Origin of the sequence: Microbacterium sp. Marseille-Q6648, from assembly GCF_943181415.1 — a bacterium.
Classification (GTDB): Bacteria; Actinomycetota; Actinomycetes; order Actinomycetales; family Microbacteriaceae; genus Microbacterium.
This window is the reverse complement of the sequence record NZ_CALPBZ010000001.1, coordinates 141569-160522: the sequence shown is the minus strand read 5'-3', so window position 1 is coordinate 160522 and position 18954 is coordinate 141569. Positions and strand designations below refer to the sequence as shown.

General features: G+C 65.0%; 13 protein-coding genes. 7 read left to right on the top strand and 6 right to left on the bottom strand.

Translation table 11 applies throughout. From position 1 onward, the window contains the following. The first annotated feature begins 15 nt into the window (after positions 1–15). The 6 genes from NFR93_RS00750 to NFR93_RS00725 all read left to right on the top strand — a co-directional run bounded on the left by NFR93_RS00750 (position 16) and on the right by NFR93_RS00725 (position 5948). Positions 16–768, top strand: coding sequence for an SDR family oxidoreductase (locus NFR93_RS00750; RefSeq protein WP_251449412.1), 753 nt, complete (start codon positions 16–18; stop codon positions 766–768). A 137-nt stretch (positions 769–905) separates the two neighbouring features. Beyond that, entirely contained in the window at positions 906–1658 is a 753-nt protein-coding gene (locus NFR93_RS00745) for an enoyl-CoA hydratase/isomerase family protein (RefSeq protein WP_251449410.1), read from the top strand. Then, the gene (locus tag NFR93_RS00740; RefSeq protein ID WP_251449408.1) at positions 1655–2509 is read left to right on the top strand and encodes a 3-hydroxyacyl-CoA dehydrogenase family protein; all 855 of its coding nucleotides are present in this window, start codon (positions 1655–1657) and stop codon (positions 2507–2509) included. Before NFR93_RS00745 ends, NFR93_RS00740 begins: the two co-directional genes overlap by 4 nt. Positions 2510–3579: 1070 nt before the next feature. Next, positions 3580–4500, top strand: coding sequence for a restriction endonuclease (locus tag NFR93_RS00735; protein WP_353049890.1), 921 nt, complete (start codon positions 3580–3582; stop codon positions 4498–4500). Positions 4501–4774: 274 nt separating this feature from the next. Next, on the top strand, positions 4775–5302 hold the full coding sequence (locus NFR93_RS00730; protein ID WP_251449404.1) for a hypothetical protein: 528 nt from the start codon (positions 4775–4777) through the stop codon (positions 5300–5302). Between the two features lie 103 nt (positions 5303–5405). Next, positions 5406–5948: a hypothetical protein gene (locus NFR93_RS00725; protein WP_251449402.1), complete on the top strand. Its 543-nt coding sequence runs from the start codon at positions 5406–5408 to the stop codon at positions 5946–5948. 66 nt (positions 5949–6014) lie between these two features. Here NFR93_RS00725 and NFR93_RS00720 read toward each other — a convergent pair whose 3' ends face one another. Together NFR93_RS00720 and NFR93_RS00715 are read right to left on the bottom strand one after the other, a co-directional pair. Further along, entirely contained in the window at positions 6015–10091 is a 4077-nt protein-coding gene (locus NFR93_RS00720; RefSeq protein ID WP_251449400.1) for a PDDEXK-like endonuclease domain-containing protein, read from the bottom strand. Between the two features lie 107 nt (positions 10092–10198). Beyond that, a complete protein-coding gene (locus NFR93_RS00715; RefSeq protein ID WP_251449398.1) occupies positions 10199–11074 on the bottom strand; it encodes a hypothetical protein in 876 nt (291 codons plus the stop codon). Between the two features lie 357 nt (positions 11075–11431). On the opposite strand from NFR93_RS00715, the gene NFR93_RS00710 reads away from it, so the two are divergent. Continuing rightward, a complete protein-coding gene (locus NFR93_RS00710; RefSeq protein WP_251449396.1) occupies positions 11432–12274 on the top strand; it encodes a hypothetical protein in 843 nt (280 codons plus the stop codon). Positions 12275–12436: 162 nt separating this feature from the next. Here NFR93_RS00710 and NFR93_RS00705 read toward each other — a convergent pair whose 3' ends face one another. From NFR93_RS00705 to NFR93_RS00690, 4 genes are all read right to left on the bottom strand, one after another. Next, positions 12437–15532, bottom strand: coding sequence for a type I restriction endonuclease subunit R (locus NFR93_RS00705; RefSeq protein ID WP_251449394.1), 3096 nt, complete (start codon positions 15530–15532; stop codon positions 12437–12439). Beyond that, positions 15529–16749, bottom strand: a complete 1221-nt coding sequence (locus tag NFR93_RS00700) for a restriction endonuclease subunit S (protein WP_251449392.1) — start codon at positions 16747–16749, stop codon at positions 15529–15531. Before NFR93_RS00700 ends, NFR93_RS00705 begins: the two co-directional genes overlap by 4 nt. Beyond that, positions 16746–18314, bottom strand: a complete 1569-nt coding sequence (locus tag NFR93_RS00695) for a type I restriction-modification system subunit M (RefSeq protein WP_251449390.1) — start codon at positions 18312–18314, stop codon at positions 16746–16748. The genes NFR93_RS00700 and NFR93_RS00695 overlap by 4 nt, the downstream gene beginning before the upstream one ends. Positions 18315–18553: 239 nt before the next feature. Then, positions 18554–18781, bottom strand: coding sequence for a hypothetical protein (locus NFR93_RS00690; RefSeq protein WP_251449387.1), 228 nt, complete (start codon positions 18779–18781; stop codon positions 18554–18556). Positions 18782–18954 lie beyond the last annotated feature (173 nt).

The following is an 18954-nucleotide window of genomic DNA, read 5'->3' as shown; positions in this document are numbered from 1 at the left end:
GATAGGAGAAGCAGGATGAAGATCGCCGTCGCCGGGGGCACCGGCCTGATCGGAACGATGGTCGTGGCCGAGGCTCGGACCCGCGGACACGACGTCGCCGTCGTCGCGCGATCGACGGGGGTCGACCTCGTCGCCGGGACGGGTGTCGCCGAGGCGCTGGCCGGCACCGACGTGGTGATCGATGTCACCAACGTGTCGACGTTGAAGGCGGATGCCGCCACCGCATTCTTCTCGGCCGTCACGCGCTCGCTGCTGGAGGCCGAGCACGCGGCCGGCGTGACGCGACATGTCGCGCTCTCGATCGTGGGCGTCGATCGCGCGCCGCACGACTACTACGCCGGCAAGCGCGCGCAGGAGCTGCTGGTCGAGAAGGCGCCGCTGGACTGGACGATCCTGCGGGCGACGCAGTTCCACGAGTTCGCGCCGCAGATGTACGCGGCGGCGAAAGCGGGACCGCTTCACCTCGCCCCGCGCATGCGCACGCAGCCGATCGCCGCCCGCGAGGTCGCGGCGCGGCTGGTCGATCTGGCCGAGGGTCCTGCCCGCGGGTACGTCGAGATCGCCGGTCCGCGCGAGGAATCCCTGGTCGACATGGTGCGCCGCTTCGCCCGCGCGTCGGGTCACCGCGGCTGGATCCCCAGCATCCCCCTGCCCGGCCCTCTCGGCCGCGCCCAGCGCGACGGCACGCTACTTCCGGGCCCCGACGCCGAGCGCGGTTCCGAGACCTTCACCGCCTGGCTCGCCCGCACCGCGCCCTCCGCCCCCTGACGGACTGGACCGCGAGAGTACATCTGGCGGACGAGACGGTGGGGCGCACCCGCACTCTGGCGCGTCAGGTGTTCTCTCGCGGGCCGGCCGGACGCGGCGCATTGGACGCGCGGGGCGCGAAATGGCAACCTGGCCGGATGAACACCCTGCTTCTCCGCGAAGGCGCGGATCGGATCACCGTCGAGCTGCATCGCCCTGACGTGCGCAACGCCATCGACGACGAAATGGTGTCCGAGCTGCACGACGTCTGCTCTCAGCTGGAGCGGGATCCCCGCATCCTGATCCTCACGGGTGCGGATGCCGGTGGGAAGGGCGTCTTCGCGGGCGGCGCCGACATCCGCACTCTGCGGGAGCGGCGACGCGACGACGCGCTTCAGGGGATCAACTCGACCCTGTTCTCGCGCATCGCCCGGCTGCCGATGCCCGTCATCGCCGCCGTCGACGGCTACGCGCTGGGCGGAGGCGCGGAGCTGGCCTACGCCGCCGACATCCGTGTCGCCTCGACGCGAGCCGTCTTCGGAAACCCGGAATCCGCGCTGGGGATTATGGCCGCCGCAGGTGCGACCTGGCGGCTCTTGGAACTGGTCGGAGAGCCCCTCGCGAAGGAGATCCTCTTCACGGGCCGCCGTCTCACGGCCGACGAGGCCCTCCGCGTCAACCTCGTCGCTTCCGTCCACGAGCCCGAGGACCTGATCGCCGCTGCCGACGCGATCGCCGACCGCATCTGCGAGCAGGACCCCCTGGCCGTCCGGCTGACGAAGCGCGTGCTCGCGGCACCGCGCTCGGCGCATCCGCTCGTCGATGACCTCGCGCAGGCGATCCTCTTCGAGTCCGAGGCCAAGACCGAGCGCATGACCCGATTCCTGGACCGGTCGAAGGAGACCTCATGACGCTGCCCGCAGCCGTCGGCGTGATCGGGAGCGGCAGGATGGGCGCGGGTATTGCGCAGGTCTTCGCCCAGGCCGGGGCCGAGATCACGGTGATCGAACGGGATGACACCGCCGCTGAGCATGCGCGAGCGCGCCTCGAGGACGGCGTCGCCAAGGCCGCCGCACGGGACGCCTCCGTCGACGCCGAGCGCCTGCTCACCCGCGTGCGCGTGGGCACCGACTTCGCCCACCTGGCGGGTGCCGAGCTGGTCATCGAGGCCGTTCCGGAGGCGTTCGAGATGAAGGTCGAGGCGCTGACCGCGGCCGAGAAGGTGCTCGGCGCATCCGCGTGGCTCTCCACTAACACGTCATCGCTCTCGGTCACCGACCTGGCCGGCACGCTGCAACGGCCGGAGCGATTCTGTGGCCTGCACTTCTTCAACCCCGTCCCCCCGTCGGCACTCGTCGAGATCGTCATCACCCCGCGGACGGCGCCCGAGCTGCGCGCGCAGGCGGAGACCTGGGTGGCTGCCCTCGGCAAGACCCCGATCGTCGTCAACGACGCCCCGGGTTTCGCCAGTTCTCGCCTGGGTGCGGCGATCGCGCTCGAGGCGATGCGGATGCTGGAAGAGGGCGTCGCCAGCGCCGAGGACATCGACACCGCGATGGTGCTCGGCTACCGGCACGCCACCGGCCCGCTGCGAACCTCCGACCTGGTCGGCCTCGACGTCCGGCTGGGGATCGCGGAGTACCTGCATGAGACGCTCGGCGACCGCTTCGCACCGCCGCAGATCCTCCGCGACAAAGTCGCCGCGGGCGACCTGGGCCGCAAGTCCGGTCGCGGCTTCTTCGACTACCCCGCCGGTTCCTGACCCCGCCGCGGCCCGCGCGGCGCCGCCCCGCGCACCCACGCCGGACCGCGAGAGTACATCCGACCGCCGAGACGCGGGCGCACCCCCACCCCCTCGTCCGCCAGATGTACTCTCGCGGTCCAGACGGGCCCGTGGGGTACGACAGCACGGGGGACGCGAAAGGGCCCGCCGAACGGCGGGCCCTTTCGTTGTCCGGTGGGTTGTTGGCAAAAACTGTGGTGACGCCGGTGGGCGCCGACTTATAAGGGAGCGTTTCCTGTCGGTCCAGTTCGATTTTCCTGTTGCCATCCGCGCTGGGGCGCCTCACCGAGTCAAGGGACGCGGAGTCCGGCGCCCCGGTGACCACGACGTCAGCGACAGAATCAGCCCATGGGTGAGGTCACGCGGCACCGCGTGTTCAGATTCTCCTGGGTCCCGAGGGAGGACGTCCGAAACTGATCGTGGGTGGGTTGGCGCCGACCTCACGAACCTCACTCCGGAGCGAGGGCTAGGGTGCTCGTCCCGGGCGTTGCAGCCCGGGACGAGCGAGGATGCCGCCAACGGCCAAGTCGCGGCATCCGATTGATCGGATCGAAGGGAACCAATCGCGATCCACACTACACATGCGTGTAAGTGCGGGTGATACTGGGGGGCGTGACTGTTGAGTACCTGTCTTTACAAGGCGTGGCCGACCGGCTCGGCGTCTCCCGAAACACGGTCGCGAAGCTGCGTCTGCCTGAGCCTGACGTGCGCGTCGGGACCGGGCGGAACGCGCCCCGTGGGTGGTCCGAGCAGACAATCGACCGCTGGAACGCGAAGCGTCCGGGGCCGGGGAACTGGGGCCCGCGGACGGCCGACGCGTCGAAGAAAGCGAGTGAATGATCTCGCACGAGCGATCAAGCCAAGAGGTTGCGGAGCGGTCCAGCCAACACCCTCTTCGCGCACGTGCCCGGCCGGAATGCGAGGCACCGGTAGGGAGGGGCATCCGTAGGGTGAATGCCAGTCCAGTTCGGCAACGCTGACATGACAGCGGGGCCGTCTGGCCGACGACCCGGGCTGTCCAGAACCGGGGGGAATGACGAATGACAAGCATGCCGACATGGGAAGAGTTCATGATTCCCACTCTCCGGGTGCTGAGCGACGGGGCCGTTCGTACGCGACGTGACCTCTGCCCACGTGTGGCACAGGAAGCGAGCCTCACGGAGGCGCAGACACGGGAAGTGCTCGCCTCGGGTCAAGCGCTTTACGAGAACCGCATCGGATGGGGCCTGTCGTTCCTGACGAACATCGGCGCGCTCTCCCGCCCCGCACGCGGGAACTACGCCATCACCGACGCCGGCCGAATGGTCCTCGAGCACTTCCCCACAGGCGTCCGCGAGCAAGAGCTCAGGGCCTTGGGACGTGATCCCTCCTCCCCCATCCGGGCTTATGAGGTCACCGCTCCCCGGATTCCACGCGACACCGCCAGCACGACGGGCGTCACCGTGGAGACGACCTCGATGACCCCGACCGAACAGGTTCAAACAGGCACGGAGCGTATCCGTGCGGAGGTGGCCGGCGAACTGCTGGCCCGACTACAGGGAAAGGACCCCGCGTTCTTCGAACAGGCCGTCGTGAAGCTCCTGGTCGCGATGGGGTACGGGGGCACATCGGGCCAAGGATCGGTGACCCAGCTCAGTAACGATGGTGGAATCGACGGAGTCATCGATCAAGATGTCCTCGGGCTGAGCCGCGTCTACATCCAGGCCAAACGGTACGCATCCGACAACGTGGTGCAACGGCCCGACCTTCAGGCGTTTGTGGGCGCACTCAGCGGCAAGGCCGACCGCGGCGTCTTCATCACGACAAGCCGCTTCTCGGAAGGTGCGCGGACCTACGCCAACAGTGTTCCCACCCGCGTCATATTGATCGACGGCAGCCGCCTTGCAGACCTGATGATCCGATACCGGGTCGGTGTCCAGATCCGCGACACATACGACATCGTCGAGGTCGACGAAGACTTCTTCGCCTAGGACCGCACAGCACTGCGTCGGCGTCGTCAGCCTCGAAGTCCTTCTCGCCGCTCACCTGCCGCGCGCGCACGCGATATCGACTGCCGCACTTGGTCGCACACGAGGGCATCGCAGATCGCTGAGAGTACGACGCTCGTCCCGAGGTCACGCCCCGGGAGCTGATGGCCTGTGCGGCTAACGGCTCCAACCCCTCTCTTGCTCGATTATTGGGTAATGGGTTACTCTGATCCGCAACAGCCCGACGAAGCCGTTTGAAGACGTGGAGATGCTCATCATGGGAACTGATTGGATGCTGCTCGCCGTCCCGAAGCAGGACTACGACGAGCTGAAGCACATGATCGACTTTCGGCAGGAGCAGCGTGGCGAGCCGCCCGCTCCGAGCGCGGAAGCGCTCCGTGATACCCAGCTCGCTGTGGAGGCGGTCAAGCGGAAGGTTCTCGATGAGCACAAGCCGTGGCCCCTCGAGGCTCTTTCCCGGCTGGCGGAAGGGTCCACGATCACTACCGAGCGGTTCTCGCGAGTGATGGATCTGTGCGCTCACACGCCCGGCGAGTTCATCTCGACTGAGGGGATCGCCGAAGAGACCGAGATGACGGTGAACGAGTGGCGGGCTGCGTGCCGCAAGCTCGGCGCACACCTGCGCAAGCACTACCCCGATGTGCCCACCTGGGAGCGGGAGCCGAACGCCGCGCAGCCCATGTGGCCGCTGGCCAACGTGGCGGGGAGGAATCTCCAAGCTCGCGATCAGCTCTACGTGGCGATCACCGCTGAGCAGGCGCACCGCTGGAGCGAGGTGAGGTGAGGTGAGGTGAGCACCGTGCTCGATCGCCCGACCCGACGAGACACTTGTGACCGTACGCGCGTGACACCGATGTCACCCGCCTGACGATTGGGAGCTTTCACTGATGGCCGACCTAAAACTCGTGGACCCGGAAAACCTGCGCCAGCCTGACACCCCGGGCCAACAGGATCTGAGGGGCTGGAAGTTCCGAGCCAAGTGGTGGAACGACGACACCTCTACGGTCCTAGCGTGGGCTGGACCTCACGGGTGCGTGTTCCACGAAGTCAGCTGCACGCACGCTTCGAGGACCGAGGAACCGACGGCCTTGTGCCGGATGGACCGGGTCCGAGAGATCTTCGATACCGAACAGGCCAAAGGGACCTTTCGCTACTTCGGGTTTTGTGGCCACTGCCTCGCCGAACGGATCGCGAACTACAACTGGAAGCCCGATACTCGCCATCTGCACCAGGTGAGCATCATGCGACAGGTCCTCAATGACGTCCGCGTGCTTGGCGAAAGCGCCATCCCGTGGAACGAGTTGATCACGCGGATGAAGCGATACGACAGCGGCGACCTCACCAAGCGAGAACTCAAGCGACTCGTCGACTACTACCGATACAACCGTGGAGACGAAGAAGACGACCTCACCGCATACGTCTCGCTGTAACGGCCAGTCGCCGCAACCTCGCGCACACGCACTAGCCATAGCGCGCTGCCCAGCTCCCGTTGAACGCTAGGCAAGCTCCTGGGCACGGGATAGTACGGCTTGGATTCTGCTTCCCAGGCGCGAGTAGCCAAGTTCATTCAGCAGCAGACGCTGCTCGTCCTCCTTGGAACGGAGCACGTCGTCGGAGCGGACGAAACGAACGAGTTCGATGAGCGTGGACATGGAGTAATCGGTGATCTGTTCCCGCCGCTCGAACCGTGGGCGGGCCCGCTTGCGCTCAGTTGTCCCTTCGTTCCACACCTTGAGCGGAGTCGGGGCAGAATGCGGGTTGGGCGTATCACCCCGCCGGAGAGTTTCTTCGTAGGCGGCCACGGCCCGCTTGACCTCGCGGTCAGCGTTGTTGAACCAGTCAGTGCTCCAGATCCTGTGGAAGGTCCATCCGCGGCGCTCGAGGAGTTCTTGACGGAGGCGGTCGCGTTCGCGAGCTGTGTGACCGGAGTGGTATGCGGCACCGTCGGCTTCGATGGCGAGGACGTGCCTGCCCGGAAAGTCGGGGTGTCGCACGGCGAAGTCGAGCCGGTACCCGGCCACGCCCACCTGGCAGTCGAGCGCGAGTCCGGCATCTTCCAGGCGGCGTTTGATGTCGATTTCGAACGGATTCAGGCCGACCGTCCGTGCGGTTCCGTCGGCGAGGTCGCGACCACCGGAGTCCATGAATCGGACGAAGTTGAACATGAGGCGGTATCCGGCCGAGGGGTGCCCGTCAGCCGGAACGTCGTCCTTCGAGAAGCTGGTGACGAGGGTCATCCGCCTCTTCGCCCGGGAGATCGCGACGTTGAGTCGGCGTTCGCCGCCTTCTTTCAGGAGAGGGCCCCAGAAGTAGCGAAGCCGGCCGTCAGCGCTCTTTCCGTATCCGACTGACAGGATGATCGCGTCGCGTTCGTCGCCTTGGACGCGCTCGATCGCTTTCACGAACCAGGGCTCGTCACGGTTGGCGTTGAGAGACCTTTCAAAGGCGGCGTCTTCTTGCATGGCGAGCTCGAGGGCGCGTTCGATGCGTGCCTCGTGCTTGATGCCGAATGCGATGATGCCGACGCTTTCGCCTGGGTGCGCTGTGACCTGTTCGCGAACGAGTTCCACGATGCGGCGGACTTCGAGTTCAGGACTATTGGTGCCGCCGGAGATGCCCGGGCTATACGGAACGACCTCGTGCCGGATGGACTTGAGAGCGTCGGGCGCTGGAAAGGTCGTCAGGCTCCCGTCATACACGTGCTTATTGGATACGGCGATCAGGCGTTCGTCATAGGAACGGTAATGCCACTGGAGGCTTCGGCTCTGCCCGGCGAGGAGTCGGTCCATAGCGAACAGGACACTCTCCGCATCTCGGGTGTACGACGAGCGCGGCCTTGTTGCCGGCTTCGCTGGCAATACCTCATCGGTGCTTTCCAGCGGGGCATCGTCTTCGGGTTCTTCCTCGTCTTCCAGGACCTTGGTGAAGAACTCCGTCGGCGGGAGCTGGCGAGAGTCACCTGCCACGATCGCCTGCCGGCCGCGTACCAGGGCGGGGATAGCGTCAGCCGGTTTGACCTGACTGGCCTCATCGAAGATCACGACGTCGAAACACTGCGCAGCCGGGAGAATCCGCGAGACCTGCAGTGGGCTCATCGCCCAGACGGGCTTAGCCGCGAGCAGGACGTCAGGTACCTCGTCGAACAAGCGCCGTACGGGGCGGAAGTTCCGTTTCCTGGTGACCTCGGTCTTCAGGGCGCTGTGCTGGTCCGGAAAGGTGTCGAACGCGTGCTTCAGGTAGACCGCCGCCTTGCGGCGCACCCGGGCGGCATTGGCCTGGAGGTGGCTGCTGTCCAGCTGCTGAAACGCCGCGGTCGCGTCGCTGAGCACGTCACCGCGAACCCCAGCGATCGCGGGGTTCGCCAGCTCTGCCGCCTCGAGGACCGAGCGGACGCACACCCACCGAAGAACTTCGCTCGGCCGTGCGAGCCCGAGTTCGCGTGTGGCGGCGCGCGCGCGCAGCAGCGCGACCACGGGGCCGAGCCCGAGGCGGACCAGATTCTGCTCGAGTCCGTGGGCGCGCATCATCTGACCCGTGCGTGTATCCGCGAGCACGGTGTCGAGCGCGGAGGCGGCGGCATCGAAGTTCATCGACGCCAGCGACACGCCCTGGAGGGCACGATCGATGTGAGCGATGCTTTCCCTCGCTTCCCCGTACGCGCTGACCATCGTCTCTGCTGCGAAGTAGGGCGTGACCGGGGTGTTCTGCCATGCGGTTCGGACAGCGCGGGCGATGAGGAGGAGGTTCACGCGGTCACGTGCCGAGGTCCCGGGCATGAGTCGCGCGAGTGCTTTCTTGCCTTCCCGCCGGCGCGACCAGGTCATGCCGGTCATTTCCCGGCGGTGGGGCTTGGATACCCCCGCGAGCATCGCATCGAGGTCCGCTCCGTTCAGCAGTTCGGCGCTGACTGCGGCGACGCGCGCTGCGTCGTGATGCATCGCGGTGAGCGCGTCTGACTCCTGGATCCCGCGTGGAGCGCTGTGCCCGCTGAGGGCCGCTGCTTCGGAGAACTGGTGGGTGAGCGCGGGGAGGGTTGTCCACCGCAGGTCGAGCGCGAGCTGACGGAGTCGTTCGGCCTCGTCTGCGCTCGTCATCGCCGCGGGCGACCAGCCGGGGTGGGTGTTCCATTCGGGGTCAAGTGCACCGAGTCTGCCGAGTTCGTCGATGTCTGTCTGGGCGGAACCGAGCGTGTCCAGCTTCCACCCGTTGAACGTTGCGGGGTTCAGCCGTAGAGGAGTCTGCGCTTCGGGTGGGAACCCGAGCGATGCGACGCGCAGTTCGTGGATGCTGGCACCCCAGCCGTGCGTGGGCGCGAAGAGCGCATCGTTGTGGCGGACGAGGCGGTCGCGCGATGAGGTCAGCCGCGCGTGCAGGTAGGACGTGTCTGGCTCGCCGATCTGCTGCTGCCGGTCCAAGACGGTACGAAGCTGCTCAGCAATGACACGTCGCGAGCCGTCCGCGGCGAACAGATCAAGAAGCAGATGCGAGAGGTCCGCGCCCTGTAGTCGGTCCAGGACAGCCGTGATTGCCGCGCGCTTCTGGGCGACGAACAGCACGTGCTTGCCGTCGGCCACCAACGCGGCAATCACATTCGCGATCGTTTGGCTTTTTCCCGTCCCGGGAGGCCCCTGGACGACAAGGTTCTTTCCGGCGAGCGCTGCGTTGACGACGTACGACTGGCTGGCGTCCGCGTCAAGGACCAGGTATTCCGAGTCCACTGGCGCGTAGTCCGGGTCGGCCTCGGTGACCGCGATGTGGGATGCCGCTGCCCGGACTCGTGCGGCGGCTTCAACGTCACCGGCGAGGGCGGCGGCCAGGTCCGAGCGGGTCAGCGCCGCGAGGTTGGCGACGTCGTTGACCATCGGCTGCTTCTGGTAGGAGAAGGTGCCGATGACCATGTTGCCGTGAGCGGCGAATCCGGCGATGTCGGCGCAGCCGCTGCGGACTGCGTCGAGGACGCCTTGCAGGGTGGTGTTGATGCCAGGTGTGATGGTTGCGGTTTCGAAGTCCGCCGTTGGTTCGAGGAGCTTTTCCTCGAGGATTCGTGGGCGGTCGGAGTTGACCACGTGGAGGAGGACGCCGTTGACCTGGAAGTCGTCGACGAGCTTGATCTCCCAGTCGTCGGTGACGCCGCGGCGGCGGATGACCTCGACAGGGCGCAGCAGGACCGGCGCGTTCGGTGAAGGCCCCCGCCGTACGCGGGCGGGTACCTCTTCACCAAGCTCGTCGGCTTCCGCTTCGGCGAGTGCCCGGTTGCTTTCCGGGTCCCAGGTCGCGAAGCCGAGAGCGAGGTAGGTGACCGAGACGCCGTACTCCTCGGTAGCTTCGCGTTGCTTGCGGTGCAGCGCTGCGGCAGCGCGGGCGGCGTGGTCCGCGGCGGTTCGATCCGCGTACAAGTCGCGTACCGAAACGCCGTCGCCCCGGAACAGGCGGAGCAGACCGCGTTCGGTCGCAGAAGAAAGGTCAAGCGTGGTGCTGGTGGGTTTGAAGTGCAGCAGGCGGTTCGTGCCGCTGACGTCGATGAGGGCGCTCTTCCACTCTTGCGATGCACGAGCAACGTTGTCGTTCACCATGGATGCGTCACTCACTCATTGCCCCCGCCCCCACACGCATAGCGTCGAGTCTGCCACCGTGGGACGACAGTGGATCACGCGTCCCATGGCACGCCTGCCTGTGTTCCCTAGTTGCCGACGGCGTGATAGCGGTGCCTTCCGGCGAACCATAGGCCGGTTGACCAGGAGTGGCGGTACTCGCCGAGGTAACCGATCGGCTGCACGAAGACGTCGACGCGCCAGCTTCGTCCGCCTGGCCGTGGAGGGAGTGTGGCCCCGAGGTCGGCCAGAGTGCTGTACCAGCCGGTGACGTGCTCGGTCACAAGGGTGGCTCGCCCCCTGGCGGGGTCGCTGTGACTGATCCGTGCGGATTCGGCGAGTTCCGCAGGTACCGGGAGGTGTTTCCACTGCCGTCCAGAGGGCGCGCCGATGTGACCTCCGTCCTCGAGGTGCATTCCCCAGGGGCTGGCGCAGAGGTCGCCGGACTCCGCTAAGCGCCGCTGCGCGTTCAGCCTCTCCCGATCGGCTTCGGTGAGAACAGCGGGCGCCTGGTTCAGGTGCTTCGCCCAGTGACGAATGGGGGTACCCGGGCCAGCCTTCCACTCACCGGGGCCGTGGTCGATGCACCACGCCATGTATCGCTCGAGCATCCCATCGGCGTCCCATATCTCCCGGAGCAGGGCCATACGAGGATCGTCGACCGGCCTGTCGTTCCGGTACCACCACAGCAGCCCGAGGTCGTGGCGCGTCCAGCCGAACGAATATGTGAGGAAGGACTGCAAGGTGGCGAAGTACGCCAGGCCGTGGTGAAAGTTTCCCTTTGGATGGCCCGCTTCGTTTCGGCGGATCGTGTCAGCTGGCGAGATAGGCATCACGCAGATGCCGTGCGGATCCGCGAGCGCCCGGTACGGCATAGGAACCGCCCACGTCCACTCGAACTGTCCGCCGGTCAACAGGACATCTTCCGGCCCGTTGCTGCTGGCGGGTTTCTCGACCCGGATCACCGAGCTGAACCTTCGCTGCATCGCTCCCCTATTGCTTCGTATCGCAACTCATATCCGACTGGCCGCCGCGCGGGCCCGTACCGCAGATCTTCTCAGATCGATATCGGTGGACCGAGCATCGGCGGCGGTGCACCTCCAGGGAGTGCGATGCCGCGGGTTTCCCCGTTTCGTCAGCGGATGAGGGTCAACAGCTCACCTGCACCCCTCTGCCACGTCGTAACCCTCTTGTCGATGACTCGGCGGAATCGAGCGGGCTCGTGAGGCTAGCGTGAGGGTTCACGCGAGCCCACGCAGTGCACATCGCGGGGAGGCAGTGCTATGTCGAACGAGGCTTTCCGTCCCGTTGTCGCCATCGAGGTGACCGGACTGCTCGGTCTTCCCCTGCCTGCCTCTCTCGAGACGAGGTTCTTGACGGGCACCGGCGCGGAGATCACATTCCGCCGCGACGCGTACCCGACTCGCTTCGTCGGCGCTCCCGGCTGGGATGAACGCGGCGAGCACATCGAGCGGTGGGCGTTTCTCGGCCGCGGGGTGCTCTGGGTCAAGGGTGCGCTGGAGCGAGGTATCGAGGTCGTCTGGTCGAGCCGGTACGAGCAGTACGCGAACACATACTTCAGCCCTGCGCTCGGCCTCCCCGAACTCCCCGTTGCGACAACCGACGACGGGCGATTCCACACGACCGAAGCCGACTGGAAGGCCAGCCAGCTGAGTCAGGCGGCCTATGCAGATCGACCGCTCTTGTGGGTTCACGACGAGCTGACGAGCGCTGGACGGCATCTACTGGAGCGCTATCGCAAGCCGAAGATGCGGGCGTTGACGTGGTCGAGGTTCATTCCGGGCGGTGCGTCCGATGGCGATGTGCGGTTCATGGATGAGTGGCTCCGGCACGCCGTCTCACCTGCAGGTCACGCGGAGCTCCGCGCGATGAGAGCACGGCTCGTTGACAAGCGACGGCGTCTGGACCTCTCGACCGAACGTGTTCAGCGGGAGTGGGCTACCGTTCGATCGCGGCTCGCGGACGTCGTCGATGCCGGGTCTGGTCTCGCAGCGCCGCTCGCCGCGTATGCAGTAGACAGCGCGGGTGCGCTGGACCTCCGGGTTGTCGAGCGGATTCGGGAGGACTGGGGACTTCCTGTCGATCCGCCGGCTGAGGCGCTTCTTCCGCTCCTCGATCTTCCCCGGGGCACAGGGTCGTCGTGACTGACAGGTGAGGTGGCCATGCTCGCTCACGGTCCCTTTCGCGCTGTCCGCGCAAGTGCGCCGGGGTGTCCGCCGTCGTCGGCATGACTGAGGCTGAGGCTCGAGAGAAGAGCTATTGCGAGCGACGGGCCGCTGACGACGACCTGACGGGACCGGGTCTTCCTAGATGTCGCTGCCTAGTCCGAAGAACCGCTCGAAGAACGCGCCGAGCTTCTCGATCACGCGCTGCTTCTTCTCGCCGTGTCCGCCATCCGCTGCAAACCGGGAAGCGGGCGGCAGGACCTTCGTGATGGCGGTGCCGGTCGTGCGGAGCGTGCCGTCGCGGAACGCGGTCTCGATGAACGCGCGAGTGGCGTCGGCCCGGAGTCGCTCGTTCTCGATGATCGCCGCGAGCTCGGCTTCGCGCTTGGCGGCGATGAACGCCTGCCATTCTTCGTCGATGGCACCGTCGACGGAGACGGAGTCAACGAATGCTTCGATGAGGTCCTTCTTGTTGCGCAGGGTCGGGCTCGCGTCGACGGCGCGGGAGATCTCAGCGCGGATCTCCTTGTCCTCGCCGTCACCGTGCTGGCTGCGGTACTTCTGGACGAGCATCAGGATGTAGTCGACGTTGATCTCGACCTGCTTGATCAGCTCGATCTCGAACACCACGTCGTCGTTGATGAGTTCCTTGTCGGCGTCCTTGAGCGTGCGGAACTCGGCGTACAGGTCAAGGTAGACGCTGCGATAGTCCTGCACCTGGCGTTCGGTGAGGCTCTCGTGCCCGGCGAAGTCGTCGAAGGAAGTGAGGATGTTCTCCAGCCGCAGGATGGCGCCGAACAGTTGAATGAAGTCTTTCTGCGCGGCTTCTCCGACTATCTGCTGGCCGAGGGGGAACGATGCCAGCAGCTCGTCGGCCTTCTCGGTGTACTCGCCGTAGTACTCCCCATAGGGTTTGAGGAGCACGACACCGCGGGCGTCCTTGTTGCCGAACAGCTCGAGGGCGGCGTTGGTCTCTTCCTCAAGGTCACGGAAGGCGACGATGTTGCCGTACGTCTTCACCGAGTTCAGGATGCGGTTGGTGCGCGAGTACGCCTGGATGAGGCCGTGCGCCCGCAGGTTCTTGTCGACGAAGAGGGTGTTCAGAGTGGTCGCGTCGAAGCCGGTGAGGAACATGTTCACCACGATCACCATGTCCAGCTCCCGGTTCTTCAGCCGCTGGGAGAGGTCTTTGTAGTAGTTCTGGAACTTGTGCGCGGTGGTGTCGTAGCTCGTGCCGAAGATGTCGTTGTAGTCCTGGATCGCATCCTCGAGGAAGCCCCGCGCGTCCGTACTGAGCGCGTCGGTGTCGAAGGCTTCGTCGTCGAGGATGCCGTCGTCGCTGGCGTCGTTCGCCCCGTACGAGTAGATGAGACCGATCTTCAGGCGCCGGACGGCAGGGAGGGCTTCCTGCTGAATCTGGAAGTGGTTGTAGTAGCGGCGCGCCGCGTCGATCGACGCGGTGGCGAAGATGGCGTTGAAGCCGCGCACCGACCTGGGGGCATGCACAGCCTCGGCTTGACGGCGGGCGCGGGTCGACGCGGCAACGTTCGTCACCACCGAGTGCTGATACGTCGAGGAGCGTTTGGTCTTCTGGTCGAAGTGCTCCAGCGTGTACTGCACGACCTGGCTGATGCGCTCAGGCGCCAGCAGCGCCTTCTCGGTGTCGATGGCCGACACCTGCTTGTCAACGACGGTGCCGACCTTGACGGTGTTGACGTAATCGATCCGGAACGGCAACACGTTCTTGTCGGTGATCGCGTCCACGATCGTGTAGGTGTGCAGCTTCTCACCGAACGCCTGCTCGGTGGTCTTCAGCTGGGGGTTGCCGCCGGCGCCGGCGTTGGCGGCGAAGATCGGTGTCCCGGTGAAGCCGAAGAGGTTGTAGCGCTTGAACGCGCGGGTGATGTCGGTGTGCATGTCACCGAACTGTGAGCGGTGGCACTCGTCGAAGATGATCACGACGTGGTCGTTGGTGATCGCATGCCCCTTGTTCGCTTTGATGAACGTCGACAGCTTCTGAATCGTTGTGATGATGATCCGCGCGCCCGGGTCCTCCAGCTGCGTCTTCAGCACCGCTGTTGAGGTGTTGGAGTTGGCCGCGCCTTTCTGGAACCGGTCGTACTCACGCATCGTCTGGTAGTCGAGGTCCTTGCGGTCCACGACGAACAGCACCTTGTCCACACTCGGCAGCTTCGACGCCAGTTGTGCTGTCTTGAAGCTCGTCAGGGTCTTGCCGGACCCGGTGGTGTGCCAGACATAGCCGCCCGCGGCGACCGTGCCGAGTTGCTTGTAGTTCGTGGCGATGTCGATGCGCTGCAGGATCCGCTCGGTCGCGACGATTTGGTACGGGCGCATCACCAGGAGCAGCCGGTCGGCAGTGAGGACGCAGTAGCGGGTGAGGATGTTCAGCAGCGTGTGCTTGGCGAAGAACGTCCTCGCGAATGAGGTTAGATCCTGGATCGGCTTGTTCTGTGCGTCCGCCCACCAGGACGTGAACTCGAACGAGTTCGACGTCTTGCGGCCCTTGGTCTGCTTCTTGCCCTCACTGATGTGCTGCGTGCGCGTCGTGTTCGAGTAGTACTTCGTCAGCGTGCCGTTGCTGATCACGAACAGCTGCACATACTCGAACAAACCAGACCCGGCCCAGAAGCTGTCCCGCTGATAGCGGTCGATCTGGTTGAACGCCTCACGGATGTCGACGCCGCGGCGCTTGAGCTCGATGTGCACCATCGGCAGGCCGTTGACGAGCACCGTGACGTCGTAGCGGTTGGCGAAGTTCGCGCCGCCTCCACCCTGGCCGATTTCGTACTGGTTGATGACCTGTAGGCGGTTGTTGTGGATGTTCTGCTTGTCCAGCAACGTGATGTTCTTCGTCGAGCCGTCATCACGCTTCAGGAGCTGGACGTGGTCCTCCTGGATGCGCACGGTCTTCTCGACGATGCCATCGTTCTTGCCGGCGATCTTGTTGTCGAAGAAGTCCGCCCACTCCGCGTCGGAGAAGGTGATGTGGTTCAGTGCCTCAAGCTGAGTGCGCAGGTTCGCCACGAGCTGCGCCTCGGACGTGACAGGAAGGTACTCGTATGCCTGCGACTCGAGGAGCCGAATCAGCTCGTGCTCGAGCGCGGACTCCGACTGGTAGGCCGCCGAGGCGTGAGCGTCGGGGACGTACTCTGCGACCACAGTCGACTCTGCCGAGACGGCGATCGGTTCGTACTTGCGAGGAGAGGCGTCGCTCATGCCGCGGCCTCCTCGAAGGTGAGGAGCTTGTCGCGGTAGTACTCGTACTGCTGGCGGCGTGCAGCCAGTTCGGCGGGGAGACCGACGCGGAGGTCGTTGACGAGCGTGTCGAACCCATCGAGCAGCGCCACAATGCGCTTCTGTTCGGCGGGGCCTGGCACCGGGATCGTGATCTTGGCGAGTCCGGCAGATGAGAGCCGCTTCACCTTGCCGCGCGCGACATAGTTCGCCTTCTGAGCATGAAAATCCTTGGTCTGAACTGCATAAGCGACGTACTTCGGGTCGAGTCCGGACGTGAACGAGAACGTGTCGTCGTGCACCGCGACCGGCCCGTCGCCCAGCCAGGCGACCGCCTTGCCAACGTCTTCGACGGTCTCGCCAACGCCTGCAAAGATCACGTCGCGAGGTTGTGCGTACCTAAGCTGACCCGCCATGTCCGAACGCAGCTCCCGATTCGCGCGGGATGCGGATACGCCGTAGTCGGTGTAGATCTCGCCGTAGTGGATGCTCGGAATGCCCTCATCTACAACGTCGTTCTTGGTAAACCGTCGACCTCGGATGAACGTGCCGAGTTGACCCAGGGCGACCACATCGCCATCGACGGCACGCACCAGCGAGTCCCGGTAGTAGGCATACTGCTGTCGACGGGCCTCCAGCTCCGCCTCCAGCTCCGCCTCCAGCTGAGTGAACTGATCCAAGATTCGCACGATTTCACGCTGCACATCGAGAGGCGGCACGGGGATTCGGACTTTCGCTAGTTGGCGTGCCGAGACATCAATGACTTTTGTGCCGGTCGCCAGAGCCTTCTTTTGTTTGCGGAATGACTCCGACTGAAACCAGTACGCGAGATACTTCGGATCCTGACCATGGCGTATGACCGTCGCGTGACCGCCGGTCACGATCGGCAGTTCACCGAGCCATGCCACCGCCTTACAGACGTCTTCGACGTTCTCGCTGGTGTTGGTGATGATGATGTCACCCGGATTCGCCTTTGCGAGCTTGGCTGCGGTCTCCGGAGCGACGTAGGAGAGGGTGCTGGTGGTCCAAACGCCGTAGCGCGTGTAGATCTGCCCGTAGTGGATAGCACCGACGCCGGCCTCGGTGAGGTCTGTCTTTGGCATGCCATTTCCGCGAACGAGTTCGGCGATTTCACCGAGCGTCCTGAACTCGATGCCCTGCGGAGCAGCTGAGGCGATCAGATCATCGATGTGACTCATACGGCGGAACCTTCGAGATCCGCAACAATCGCGTCAATAGAAACGCGGAGTTCGGACTGCCGAGCTACGATGCGCGCGATGTCTGCGTTCAGCACTGTGATATCGATGACGTCGCGCGTGTCCTCCTGCTCGACGTACGACGACACTGAGATGTTGTAGTCGTTTGCGGCAACCTCCTCGTTCGGCACCAGCTTGACGAAGTGGTCTTCGTCCTCGCGGTTCTCCAGCGCAAGGAGGATGTTCTGCTGGTGGTCAGGCGTGAGCTTGTTCTTGTTGCCGACCCGCTTGAACTCGTCCGACGCGTTCACGAACAAGACCGCGTTGTCGGTCTTTGACTTCTTGAGCACGATGATGCAGGTCGCGATCGTGGTCCCGAAAAAAAGGTCGGGCGGCAGCTGGATCACGGCGTCAACGTAGTTGTTGTCGATGAGGTACTTGCGGATCTTCTGCTCCGCTCCCCCGCGGTAGAGCACACCGGGGAACTCGACGATGGCGGCCGTGCCGTTGACGGCGAGCCAGCTCAGGATGTGCATGGTGAAGGCGAGGTCCGCCTTCGACTTCGGCGCCAGCACCCCAGCTGGCGCGAAACGCTCGTCGTTGATCAGGAGCGGGTTGGCGTCGCCGTCCCATTTGATGGAGTAGGGCGGATTGGAGACGATCGCTTCAAAGGGTTCGTCGTCCCAGTGGTGCGGGTCGGTGAGGGTGTCGCCGTGGGCGATGTCGAACTTCTCGTAGTTGACGTCGTGGAGGAACATGTTGATCCGGGCGAGGTTGTAGGTGGTCAGGTTGATCTCCTGACCGTAGAACCCGCCGATGTTCTCGCGGCCGAGCACCTTGGCGAACTTGAGCAGCAGCGAACCGGATCCGGCAGCGGGGTCGTAGACCTTGTTGACGCGGGTCTTGCCCATGACGGTGATGCGGGCGAGCACCTCGGAGACTTCCTGCGGTGTGTAGTACTCACCACCGGACTTGCCTGCCTGCGAGGCATACATCTGCATGAGGTACTCGTAGGCGTCGCCGAACAGGTCGATGGAGTTGTCCTCGAAGTTGCCGAGGGGGAGGTCGCCGATCGCGTCGAGCAGCTTCACTAGCTTTTCGTTGCGTTTGGCGACGGTGTTGCCGAGCTTGGAGCTATTGATGTCGAGGTCGTCGAAGAGGCCTTTGAGGTCGTTTTCGCTGTCAGTGCCGACGGCCGAGCCTTCGATGTTCTTGAAGACTCGTTCAAGGGTCTCGTTGAGGTTGTCGTCCTTCGGCGCGCGCCTGCGGACGTTCTGGAAGAGTTCGGAAGGCAGGACGTAGAACCCCTTTTCCGCGACGGTTTCCGTGCGGCCGAACTCGGCCTCAGCGTCGGGGAGGCGTGCGTAGTCGAAGTCGGTCTCGCCGGCTTCGTGTTCGCCGTTGTTGATGTAGGCGGTGAGGTTCTCGGAGATGAAGCGGTAGAACAGCATGCCGAGCACGTAGCTCTTGAAGTCCCAGCCATCGACCGACCCGCGCAGGTCGTTCGCGATCCGCCAGATGGTCTTGTGCAGTTCTGCGCGCTGGGCTTCTTTGGTGGTCGGCGTCATTGGCCTGTACTTCTCCTCGCGCCGGTGCGGCGCTCTTGGTGTGGTCTTCGCGGGGTGCTCTCAATGTATCGGCGCATCGCGACATGACCGGGAAGACGGCCCTCACCTGCCCTCATCTGTCGCGCGAAGTTCGCGTGCAGGGGCGTGCCCGCCGGTGGAGGCAGATCGTCGGCGGCGCCATTGACCGCAGCGACGCAGAGTGCGGGCTAAGGGCGCCACACGTTTGGCAGGGAGCATCCTTACACACCAACGAGCCCTTCGAGCTCATCGACCATGCGAAGTGTGCGCCGGTCGGCTCCGAGTGCGCGGAGGGTGTCCTTGAGTTCTCGAGTTTTGGCTTCGACGCGCGGGGTGACCTCGGACAGACGGATGGTGTCGCCGTCGAACTCGAGCGCGGGGTCATCGGCCTCGTCGGATGGGGCTCGTGCGTCCCACCGCTTCCGCGCCCAGTCGCTGATCCGGTTCACACCGACGACCGTACCGTGAGTCAGCCGTGGTCGGTGCCGAGCAGCGAGCCGGGTGTCCCGATACGTCGCCGAACGGTCTGGCGACCGTCAGGCCATGACGGCGAAGGTCCGGCGGTGAAGCTGCGACGGTTCACCGACTCATCGACGAATCACGACCGAAGGAGCGCACGGCG

What these genes read in the sequence shown, in the direction of transcription:
- NFR93_RS00750 (WP_251449412.1), top strand. Translation starts at nt 16, where the DNA reads ATGAAGATCGCCGTCGCCGGGGGCACCGGCCTGATCGGAACGATGGTC.
- NFR93_RS00745 (WP_251449410.1), top strand. Translation starts at nt 906, where the DNA reads ATGAACACCCTGCTTCTCCGCGAAGGCGCGGATCGGATCACCGTCGAG.
- NFR93_RS00740 (WP_251449408.1), top strand. Translation starts at nt 1,655, where the DNA reads ATGACGCTGCCCGCAGCCGTCGGCGTGATCGGGAGCGGCAGGATGGGC.
- NFR93_RS00735 (WP_353049890.1), top strand. Translation starts at nt 3,580, where the DNA reads ATGCCGACATGGGAAGAGTTCATGATTCCCACTCTCCGGGTGCTGAGC.
- NFR93_RS00730 (WP_251449404.1), top strand. Translation starts at nt 4,775, where the DNA reads ATGGGAACTGATTGGATGCTGCTCGCCGTCCCGAAGCAGGACTACGAC.
- NFR93_RS00725 (WP_251449402.1), top strand. Translation starts at nt 5,406, where the DNA reads ATGGCCGACCTAAAACTCGTGGACCCGGAAAACCTGCGCCAGCCTGAC.
- NFR93_RS00720 (WP_251449400.1), bottom strand. Translation starts at nt 10,091, where the DNA reads ATGGTGAACGACAACGTTGCTCGTGCATCGCAAGAGTGGAAGAGCGCC.
- NFR93_RS00705 (WP_251449394.1), bottom strand. Translation starts at nt 15,532, where the DNA reads ATGAGCGACGCCTCTCCTCGCAAGTACGAACCGATCGCCGTCTCGGCA.
- NFR93_RS00700 (WP_251449392.1), bottom strand. Translation starts at nt 16,749, where the DNA reads ATGAGTCACATCGATGATCTGATCGCCTCAGCTGCTCCGCAGGGCATC.
- NFR93_RS00695 (WP_251449390.1), bottom strand. Translation starts at nt 18,314, where the DNA reads ATGACGCCGACCACCAAAGAAGCCCAGCGCGCAGAACTGCACAAGACC.